The sequence below is a fragment of the Wenzhouxiangella sediminis genome (assembly GCF_003410055.1).
Classification (GTDB): domain Bacteria; phylum Pseudomonadota; class Gammaproteobacteria; order Xanthomonadales; family Wenzhouxiangellaceae; genus Wenzhouxiangella; species Wenzhouxiangella sediminis.
Genome location: NZ_QUZK01000005.1, coordinates 78,593 through 89,659 on the forward strand (window position 1 = coordinate 78,593; position 11,067 = coordinate 89,659).

1 protein-coding gene is annotated in these 11,067 nt (G+C 63.5%); it reads left to right on the forward strand.

From position 1 onward, the window contains the following. The first annotated feature begins 16 nt into the window (after positions 1–16). A complete protein-coding gene (locus DZC52_RS01370) occupies positions 17–10,459 on the forward strand; it encodes an RHS repeat-associated core domain-containing protein (RefSeq protein WP_116649325.1) in 10,443 nt (3,480 codons plus the stop codon). Positions 10,460–11,067 lie beyond the last annotated feature (608 nt).

An 11,067-nucleotide genomic window follows, 5' to 3' on the forward strand; every position in this document is an offset into this window, starting at 1 on the left:
TGGCAAAGCCGGTCTCGTGGCGGGCGTCATCGTGGCGGCGCCGAAGCGGACGACGCGCGCGGGCTGGCGCCGGATGCTGATGCGTTGCCGATTTGCTGCGTTTTCGGCGCTGCTGGTTGGCGGCCAGGCGCTCGGCGCGGAGCCGTCTCTCGAGCAGTCGCTCGAGCGGGGCATGGACGCTTCGGCACAGCTTCGCGCCCTGAGCGAGTGGCAGGGCGGTGTGTCCGATCCGCTCGTGCGCCCGGCGGGGACCGGCAGCTCCCAGAGCGCACTCGAGCGGCTGCGCGCGTCGATCGAGACGGGCGCCTCGGAAAACTCCCTGCGCCGCCGTATCGAGTCGTTGCTTGGCGATATCCTTCTGGTGGAAGCCGCGCTGGACCATCAGCTCGACCTGCTAGACCGGATCGAGGGGGGTGCGTCCGCCCGCCGTCGCGTCGAAACGCTGAAAGCCGAGACGCAGGCGCGGATCGGCCCGCTGCGGGTCGAACTCGAACAGGTCCGCCGTGCCATCATCGACGGTCGGAGCCCGGGTCTTTCGGACCTTCGGACGCTGCTGGACGAACAGACACGGCCCCGGACTGCACGCATTCTGGGTGTTGCGACACCCCACCATCGCCCGCGTTTCCCGCAGCGCGCGCCGCGCGTCGAATCGGCCACGGTGCCCAGCTACGCCAATGCCGAATCCGTCGTGCTCCCCGAAGACAGCCTGCCAGCCGACGGTTCGTCGTTTCCGGAAGCCATTCTGGCCAAGGCCGAAGAGCTCGATCACGACTACGCGCGCATCTTCGATTTCGTGCGCAGTGAAATCCGCACCGAGTGGTACGCGGGTCAGAAGAGAGGCCCGGCCCAGACGTTGGGGCTGCGGGCAGGCAACGACGTCGACCAGGCCGCGTTGCTGATCGCTCTGCTGCGCGCCAGCGGGGCGCCGGCCCGCTTCGTGCATGGCACGATCCGCCTCGACCTCGAGCGTCTATCCGGCTTGCTCGGCGAAGAACAGGCGCCCGCCATCAGCCGCGCGCTGACGCGTGCGGGTATCGCCAATGAACCCGTCGTATCCGGTGGCCAGGTCGCCGCTTTCCGCTTCGAGCACACCTGGGTCAGCGTCCACGTGCCCTATGCCAACTACCGCGGCAGCGTTCTGGACATGAGCGGTTCGGCCTGGATGGCCCTGGCGCCTGCGATCAAGTCTCACGAATGGTCGGATCACGGGCCCGGGCTGACCGCACTCGTGCCCGAGGGTGAGGATTTCGAGCAGCGCTACCTCGACACCCGAGCCGTCGAAGAGTCACTGCCCCTGCCCGCCGAGGCGCTGCTCCAGCGAGCCGAAACGCAGGACCCCACGCTCGATCCGCTCGCCGTGACGGGGCGCCCCTACGTTTCCGCGCCGGCACACGGCATTCTGCCGGCGAGCCTGCCGTTCGCGGTCGAAGCCGTCTTCGACGAATCGCCAATGCTTTCCGATTCATACCGGCAGCAGGTCGAGTTCCGAATGCTCGACGAGGACGGCGCTGTCGTGCTGGAGGGCTCGCTGCCTGCGGCGGGCCTGGTCGAGCGCCGGGTCACCTTGTCTTACCAGCCGGCGGGCAGCGACGACCACGACTTGATCCTGGCCAACGGCGGCTACGCGTTGACGCCGCCGTCGCTATTGGAGGTTCGCCCGGTCGTCCATGTGGACGGCATGCCCATGCTTGTGGGCGAGGGGGCCTTGCCGATGGCGGTGCATCACCCTCTCGAAGTCACGGTTTCCGGACCGGGCGGCGCCATCGACTATCGGCAGCAAGTGCTGTCCGGCAGCCTCTCCGCCCTTTATTTCGGCGAAGGGTTCGACGGCGGCCTCGAGTACACCCTCCCCCTGGGCGAGAGCGAGCCGGCCTCGGCGCGCTATCTCGGTGGACTGCTGCGGCGCTACGCCCGGGAATGGACGAGGGGCGAGGATCTTCTGGCTGCGCTGGTCGATGTCCGCGCCCACTATCCGCTGCCCGGGCTCGTGATGGCCAACCTGGAAATGGCCAGCGAGGACATCCTGGGCCTGTCGCTGGGGCTCGATCTCAAGGGCGTCACGCTCGATGCCGGTCTTCGTCCGGTCGAAGCGTTCGGCTCCGACGAATCCGTCGAGTCCGCCTGGTACCGCCTGGCCGGACTCCACGGCAGTATTCTCGAGCACCGGGTTTTCGAAGAGCAGTGGGCGGTCTACAGCGTTTCCGCCGACCGTCTTCTGGCACTGGCCGACCAATCCGGCATCGAGGTGCTTCAGCCCGCCGGGCCCGAGGATCTGCCGGTGCTTGCCCCGGACATTAGCGCTGCCATCGAGCAGCGCATGGATCAGGGCTACGAGGTGCTGATTCCGGCCGAAGCGCTTACTGTTAATCAATGGACCGGAACCGCCTGGGTGCTTCGTCATCCGGACAGCGGCGAAAGCGGTTTCTTCATTAGCGGCCACTATGCCGGCGGCGGAACGACCGAGTCGCCGCAGGACTGGGTGCTCGATTTTCTCAGCGACGCGCTGCGCTTTCCGTACGACGAGCCGCCCAACGACAACCCGCTCAGCGCGGCGCGGGTCCGCAAGGTTCCGTCGAGCGATAACCAGGTTGTGACCGCTGGCGAAACCACCGATCGCCCCTTGAGCGTACTCGTGACCGATCGCTTCGGCCGTCCGGTTCGCGGAGCGCAGGTCGAGTTCTACCTCTACTCGGGCAACGGCGAGTTCCCTGAAGTCAGTGATCAGTCCGTCATCGTTCAGAGCGATTCGCTTGGGGTCGCTTCGGTCAAATATCGTGCCACCGAGGAGATCCAGCAGGGCTGGCTGGCCCTGCTGAACCCGGAAGACGAGCACGCCACGCGGGTCGGTCACGACCGAGTGGGTGTCAACGTAGCGGCAGGCGGCGGCGTGGTTCCGCTGCAGTCCCCGTTCAAGACGATCGTGGTGCCGGGTCCACCGGCCTCGATCGAACGGATGTGGTATGCGCCGGAAGGGTCTCCGATGCAAACCTATTACCGCATGCCGCATCAGGGCAGCGTGGTCTACCTGGTTCGCGACCAGTACGGCAATCCCGTTGCGAATACGCCCGTGACACTATCCGCCGAAGATGCGATCGATTGCCCGCATCCCAGCCAGACCCGACCGACACGTTTCTCCGAACTGGGAGAATGTTCACCGCAGACCCTCGGAACCCTGGCCACGATCGGCGATTGTGGTTTGCCGGCCCTGGAGGTCACCACTGATACGCAAGGGTTTGCCATCGCGGACATGATGCTGACTACCGCGACCTACGCTGCGATCACCATCGAGGCCAGTGTCGGCGCCCTGATCGACGAATATGGCATTGAATCGCCCTACGGCACCGCCGCGCCGCCAGTGCGCTGCGACAACCCGGACGCCGTTGACATCGGCTACGGACGTTTCAGCATGGAAGCCCGCACGGCGGGCGGCTGGCCCGTCGAAGCGGCGCGTCCGAACGAGCTTCTCGGCAGACCCCGGACACTGGTCATGGGGTGCACCTTCCGTACCACTGCAATCTGGTGGCATGCCTCACCGGAAGCCTTCCAGTGTGAAGCGCTGGCTCAGAATCTGGAGGCCATGGTCATAGCGACAAACGATGGCGTCGCCCACGGTCTGGTCAATATCGCGCCAATGGTCTACCAATTCGACGTGGAGGCCGGTCCGCAGCCTGGCTGGCATCGGCTCTGGCTGGAGCTCGACTCGAACGTCTACGGCGACACGGTCGCGGCCGCTCTCTCCGGGGGGCTCGGCTCCTACTTCACGGTCGACGGCGGTGTCGTCGTTCACAACGATCTTCCGGTCGAGCTCAACGACGAGGGGCGCCTGACCGAACCGGTCTTGACTACCCTCGAGGTCGAGCCACTCAACTACCGCCCCAACCAGGCATCCACTTGGCTGCAGCGGGCCGGCGAAGATCGACAGTGGAACAGCCAATACGTGCGTCAGCCTCGAGAGGGCATGCTGACCGGGCAAGTGAGCGAGGTGCCGCCCGATCGCGAGTACACCCTCGCGACACAGTTCGATGCAGGCCTGCGACTCAACCCCCATGGCGAGTACGAGGCGGCCGCCGTCCTCAATCCGGGGACGCCTTGGGAAATCGACCTGACGCCGACCTCCTTGTCGCACGGCCAGCGGATTATCTCCGGCTTCGATGCGCACGCGATCAGCGAAAGCACCGTACTCCCGGAAGTGCTGGACAGCCGGCCCAAGCACATGCACCTTGTTCACGACATGGACGTGGCCAACCAGCTCTCCTGCCCCCAGGGCGGACTGATGCGCATCCAGGCCAATCACGCCGCCAACGTCTCGCTCACTTTCTACCACCTAAACAACTTAGGTGAACCAACCACCGTGGCCTGGCAGGCCATGGAAAGCGACCTTGTGCCAGCGGGGATGCACACGCTGGAGGTTCCGATTGATCGCCTGAGGTTCGGCGACTTCTATTACGAGCTCGAAGCCGAAAGCACGGTCTACGAAGGACTGGTCGAGACCTATGCCGGCACCCTGTCGCACAAGCCTCGTCGCCGGGATACGCTTTCACTCGCGCACGCCATGCTCGAAGACGTCAACCTTTTTGACGGGAGTCTCAACCTGAGTCGCGCGGACGTCTTGATCGACGGCCGCGGGCCGGGGCTGCGCTTCGTCCGAAGCTACTCCAGCCACCGCGGCAACACCGATGGCGACCTGGGCTTCGGCTGGACGCACAACTATGCCGCGAACCTTCAGATCACCGCATGCGGCGAACACATCCTCACGGGCGCCGACGGCAACAGCGTGCGTTTCGTCCCGGACGGGTTCGAGGGCGAAGTCGAGGTGTTTCGTCCCCTTCGAGGCTACAACGGCACGCTCAAGCACCTGCCCAACGGCAGCTTCGAGTTCTTCGCCGTCAACGGCACGCGCTACGTGCTGCGACCCGATCCGGTCGGCGGCCATTTTCTCGACCTGATAGAGGACAGCAACGGCAATCGAGTCCACTTCGAGTACAACATCGATGACGGCCACCGCCTGCTGCACAGGGTCAGCGATGACGCCGGCCGCGCCTTGCTCTTCACCTACGAGAACAAGCACTTCGAGATCATCGAGCGCCGGGACATGACGCGCCCGGTCCTCGTGGCTATCGACGGGCCCGAAGGCCTTCGAATCGACTACGAGTACGACGGTCGCGGCAACCTGGTGCGCGTCCAGCGGCAGGTCGCGGATGCACCGGGCCGGACCGAAGAAGGGTACGAGTACGAAAGCTTCGACGACGCCGTCGACTGGCCGGGCGACAGGCCGCCGGGGATGTACTTCTTCGGCGATCGCCTGACGGTCGTTCGGGACGAAATCAACGGCGCCGAGCGCGGCATCGACTACGAGTTCGGCCTCGATTTTCAGCAGGTCGAACCCGAGGTCTATTCGATGCCGGTCCAGCGCGTCGTCAACTCGACCGCGCCGGACAATGGCCGGATCGACTTTTCATATGGCGGCGCCCGCGGCCTCGAGCCGGTCGAGACGGTGATCACCAATGCCCGGAACTTCACCACGACCTACCAGTTGAATCTCTACGGCGCAGCCACGGAAATCGAGGGGCCCATCGGCACAGAGCGCTTCGGCTGGGACATGGACATCCTCCGCCAGGCCTGGAGCAAAGATGCCAACGGCACTCGAACCGACTTCGGATACGACGAGTACGGCAACCGCACATCGGAAACCATCACCAGTGCGCACGGGAGCCTCGATCGGACCTGGAGCTTCCATCCCCCGGAGGGCTTCGATGTCCCCATCAAGAACCGGGTGGCCGAAGCGACGGACTATCGCGGTATCCCGACCACCAGCGACTACGACGAGCGCGGCAATCTTACATCCCGCACGCGCGGCGGGATTACCGAAACGTTCGGCTACAACGCGCGGGGCGACCGCGTGTCGAGCACCGACGGAACCGGCTACACCCGCAACGTCGGATACGACGGCCGGGGGTATCCCGTCCACGTGTCCGATCTGCTCGGCGTGATCGAGGAGCGCGAATGGGATGATCTGGGCCGGATCATCGAACGAACGGACGGCGAGGGGTTCACGACCACCTTCACCTATGACAACCGCGATCGCCGAATCCGCGTGGATCATCCCAACGACGATTTTGAGACCATCGCCTACGACGATGCCGCGAACACCCGCGTCGAGACCAATGCGCGCGGTATTGCGACCACCTACCTGCACGACGACATGGGGCGCCTCCTTCAGGTCAGCGATGCCCTGGGCATCATCGAGTCGTTCGAATACGACTACCATGGCAACGTGATCTTTCAGACCGATGGCGAGGGTAACTCGCGAACGCACAGCTACGACGGCGAGGATCGACGAATCGGCACACAAGGCCCCGAGGGCCTGGTCATCGAGTACCAGCACGATCGGGTGGGCAATGTAATCCTCGAGCGTGTTGGCAGCGGCGACGATGCCCGGACGACAACTTACAAGTACGAGCACCCGCGCTATGAACGCACCGAAGTCCGCCGCGTCAACCCCGCGGGCGAGGATGCCGTCGATCTCTACGAGTTCGACGGGAACGGCAATCAGACCCTGCATACCAACCCGCGCGGACGCAATACGACGCGCGTGTTCGACGACCGTAATCGCCTCGTCGCCGAGAACGCGCCGGAAGGCCGTGTCCAGACATCGGTCTACGACGACGCCGACCGCCTCATCCAGCGCACGCTCAACACCGAGCCCACCCGGATTCTCAAATGGACTTACGACGATCGGGGTCGCGAGATCAGCCATACCGACGCTGCCGGCGCGGCCTGGATCAAGTCATACGACGGCCGCGACCTCGTCATCGAGGAGACGGACCCCCGCGGCGCGACGGTCGCCTACGAATTTGACGAGCGCGGCCGCCTGGAGCTGGAGGTCGGTCCCGAACCGGACATGGTCACCGAGTACGTCCGGGACGGGCAGGGCAACGTCGTTTCCGAACTGTGGGCCAATGGCCGGCTGATCGAGTCGGACTACGATATCCGCGACCGCCTGGTGCTGCGATCGGACCAGTTGGGGCTGGTCGAAGCCTTCGACTACGACGGCAACGACAACGTCATCTGGGAGGAAGACGGCGAGGGCCGACGAACCGAGCACGACTACGACGACTTGGGGCGCCGCACGGTCAGTCGTCTCCCGGAGAGCCGGGAAACCTCGCGTGCTTACAACGTCCATGGCGATGTGACGTCGGAAACCAACGCGCGAAACCACACGACGGAGCATGACTACGACGCTCTCGGTCGCCGGGTGCTGACGACCCTGCCCGACGACAGCGAAATCAGCTACGGTTACGACCCCGCCGGCAACCTGACCAGCGAGACCAACGCCCGCGGCTTCACCACCACCTACGAGTATGACGGGCTGAATCGCCGTACGCTGCAAACCGATCCGACGGAGGTTGGCACGACGCAGACGTGGCAGTACGACGCAGCCGGCAACGTCCTGGTCCACACCGACCGGCGCGGCATTGCCACGCGCACGATCTACGACGGCGAAGACCGCCCGCTGGAAGTCCGCCGCGACGGCCTGCTGATCGAAAAGAACGAGTATGACGGCTCGGGTAACGTGCTCCGCCGCTGGGACGCCAACGGCCGCCGCACGGATTTCGCCTATGACCTGGCCGGGCGGCGCATTCTGCAGACGCGCCCCGGTGACGTCACGACCGCATGGACTTACACCGCCCTGGGCGACGAGGCCACCGTCACCGATCCGGACGGCCTGGTCACGACCAGCACCTGGGATCTGCGCCGTCGCCTGGACACGCGAACCAATCCGGCCGAAGAGACCACCTCTTACGAATACGACCTGGCCGGCAACCGCACCGAGCGCAAGCGGCCGTCTGGCGACACCTGGATCTACGAATATGACGATGCGGACCGCCTGATCGCCGTCACCAACCCGGAGACCGAGCGAACCACCTACGGCTGGGACGCCAACGGCAACCTCACTAGCCAGACCGACGCGCTCGAGCGCACGACGAGCTTCGAATACGACGCGCTCGACCATCGAAGCCTGAGGACCTACCACGGCGGCCCCAGCGAATCATTCGTGCACGACGCCCGTGGCAATCTGATCACGCACACCGATGCCAACGGCCAGACCCGGACCTTCGAGTACGACGGTCTGGACCGGCGCATCGAGGCCAACTATCCGGCCGCGAACGGCGATGAGTCCATCCAGGTCGAATACGCCTACGACGGCAACGGCAATCGCACCGAGGTCCTCGAGACGATTGTCTCGGGCGGCACCGAGATCAGCACCTACCAGTACGACGCCTTCGACCGCCTCGAAGTCGAGACTGACCGCTTCGGGCAGCAGATCACCCACGTCTACGATGCCAAGGGTAACCGCATCCGGCGCATCGATGCCGCCGGCACGACGATCTACGGCATCGATGCCCTGGACCGTGTGCAAAGCGTCACGGCCCCGGGCCGGGGCGCGGTGACCTACACCTACAGCCCGGCCGGCCGCGTCGAGCAGATCGACCACCCCGACGGCACGCGCACCGAGCAGACCTACGACGAGGCCGGCCGGCTCGAGACCATCGCGCATTTCCGCAGCGGCCTGCGCGAGGCCTACTACGCCTACGACTACGACCTCAACGGCAACCGCAGCTCCCAGACCGAGGACCTCGGATCCGGCGAGGTGCTCACCACCTACGACTACGACCGCGCCGATCGCCTGATTGAGACCGAGCGAGATGGGCGGATCACCACCTACGTGCTGGATGCCGTAGGCAACCGCGCCGAAGAGATCGTCACCGAAGGCGGTCTGACTACCACCAGGACCTTCGATTACAACGCCCGCGACCAGCTCGAGCGCGTCTGGCTCGACGGTGCCCTGGAGGCCGAGTATGCCTACGACGCCAACGGCAATCGCATCAGCGCGACCACCGATGGTGTGACGCGCGAGTTCAACTTCGGGGCCCGCGACCGGCTCCTGAGTCTCAATGTCCAGGGCAGCCCGCCCGAGGTCGAGTGGACCTACGACGACGCGGGCTTCCGCATCGCCGAGACCACGCCCGCCGAGGCCCGGAGGTTCCGCTGGGACGGCGAGACGATGGCCTTCGAGACCAACGTTCTCGGCAACCTGCTCATGCGCTACGACCACGGCCCCGATCGCCTGCTGGCCGAGGCCGAGTCAGGGAACACCCGCACCTGGCTGACCGACGCCCTCAAGACGCCGGTCAAGCGGCTGACCGAGACCGGGACGACCTACTCGGTGACACGCTACGACGAGTACGGGGAGGTCGAGGAGGAGAGCTCGCCGGATATTCCGAGATTTGGGTTCACTGGCCACCAGCGCGGGCCGTCCGAGGCGCCCGATCTCTACTACGCACAGCAGCGCTGGTACAACTCGGCGACGGGGCGGTTCATTTCGGAAGATCCCATTTGGGGTGAGCCCAAGCGGCCGTTGAGCCTGCACCGGTATCTGTATGCCTACGCCAACCCGACGGTGTTCGTCGATCCGGATGGGCGGGCCGTGGTGCTGAGTCAGATCAGGGACTTCTTTGGTCGTCGTAGAGACGACGCGATGAGGGGCGCCGAGCAACTGGGGAGTAGCGATCTTGCCCACAGTGGACTAGCCGGTGGAGTGGTTGCTCGAACGGGATCCGTCCTTGGGAGTATTGGCGGTGGCATATTCGATCTCGCAGAGTCCGGCGTAGGTCTGCTGAATACCGGCGCCAATCTAGTTGGATCGGCAACTGGCCTGATCAGTGACAAGTCGATCTCGGAACTGGACGAAACATTTCAAGCAGTCGATTCGACTGCCGCCGGAGCAATGCGCCTTGCGGGGGAAGTGAGAAGGGATCCGGTAGGCGTGGGCAGTAGGACGGTCCGAGGGTTAGGTGCCTTCGGTTATGCGGTTTTCATAGAGGGCGATGCAAAAGCCCAAACGCAGTTTGGATCAGCTCTCCCTAGCATGTTCGGCGCAAAAGCAGGCTTCGATCTAACCAGAAGGAGCCTTCGCTCCGCGGATGCAGGTGTCAGGTCTGGAATCGACCGAGCAGTCGAATGGGCTGGGCAGCCTACTCCCGCTCGCACAAGTTTTGTAACGGAGGGCGCTGATGGTGCAACTCAGCGTCGGGCTGTTTCACCAGATGAGCTTCTGATGCGTGCACAGGCTGCTGCCGGTGATTCGGCTGCTACTCGGGAGTTGATAAGACAAGGAATGGTGGACGGTTTTGATCTTGTCGAGAACTCACATGCAATCAGAGGCGAAGGCGGACGATTTGTCTCTTTGGGAAGGGCTCAGAGCGCGGCTTCTACTCCTAGGGGCGGAGACGCGGTTGCGCTTGAGTCGCGTCCGGCTGATAGAATTCAAATGCAGAGGATCAGAGAGGTGCAGGAGGGTGTTCGAAAATTGAATGAAAGAACGGGCCTGGTTGATTGGATTGGCGATAAAATTCAAAAAGCCGTCCAAGCTTTTGATGCTTGGGTCGATGGCTAACTGGCTACTTGGATCGCTATGATCACCAAAACACGTTTCACGCTCGCTCTACTTAGGATGCTGGGGAAGTTCGATAAGGGAGATTACCTTTCGGCTTACCGAATCGCTGAAAAAATGACCAGTACTCTTTGCCCAACGAATGCTCGAGTTCTTCTTTTTAAGGCCTACCTGTCTGTTCTTCTCGAGAACGAAGACTTGGCTAGGTGTAATCTTAGGGCCTTTTATGAGGTAATGGATAAGAAACCGTCAGAGCGCAGTATAAGCGAGGATGATAATAGCTGGATCCTTTCATTTGCGTGCTACTTGCGCGCAGTTCTTGCAATGGAGTTCGATCTCAAGCCCGTCAATGGCCCATCGGATTGGAGCAGCAGGTTAGATTCCATTGACTTTTCCAGAGTAAGTGAGCTTACGAAGAGGATGTTTCCACCGCAGCATATTCCGGATATGAAGCAATATATGTGACTGCCAAGAAAAAGGTACATCCACCATCTATGTACCAAAATGACAATCGTCTTGAACCTCGGGCTCGGCGGGTAATCCCCCCTAAAATTGGTGTTGCTCAGAAGTGGAATATTCTCATAATGGAGCAACAGGAGATTCCACATGCG